This is a genomic window from Streptomyces sp. Act143, from assembly GCF_003143935.1.
Taxonomy (GTDB): domain Bacteria; phylum Actinomycetota; class Actinomycetes; order Streptomycetales; family Streptomycetaceae; genus Streptomyces.
In genome coordinates this window covers 2,018,963-2,019,486 of sequence record NZ_QFRX01000001.1, presented here as the reverse complement: position 1 = coordinate 2,019,486, position 524 = coordinate 2,018,963, and the positions used below count along the sequence as shown (strand labels likewise).

Sequence of the window (524 nt, the reverse complement as noted above, 5' to 3'; positions counted from 1 at the left end):
GGTGAGAAGTAGCCGTTCGCCGGATTGGTGATCTTGCCGTACAGCTCCAGGAAGCGGGCGTCGTACTCCTTGGACGCCGCGATCTGGGTGACCGTCACCGCCGCCTTCGCGTGGCCCGTGGCGGTGGACTCGAAGGTCGCCGCGCCGGTGCCGGAGGAGTCGGCGGTGATGATCACCTTCTGGGCCGTGTTCCAGTTCGACGGGGTGAAGGTCAGGGAAGCCCCGCCGGTCACGGACAGGCCCGAGTTGCCGCTCGCCCGTGCCGTGGTGACGGTCACGTTGGCGCTCGGCTGGGTCGACAGCTTCACGTCGTACGTGCCCGTCTTGCCCTGCTGTACGCCCAGTTGGGATGGCGTGGCGACCACGGACGGGCCTGAGGCGACCGTGATGCCGACCGGTGTGGACTCCGCCGACGCGCCCAGGCTGTCGTACGCCTTCGCCAGCAGAGAATGACTGCCCACGGTCAAACCTGAGGCCGAAAGAGAGTACGGCGCCGTCGTGTCCGTGCCCAGCAGCGTGGTGTT

Annotated in this window: 1 pseudogene; it reads right to left on the bottom strand. The window is 67.7% G+C overall.

Features of this window, described 5'->3' with window-relative positions:
• Positions 1-524, bottom strand: a pseudogene (locus tag DI272_RS45190) (cellulose 1,4-beta-cellobiosidase); the annotation flags it as partial.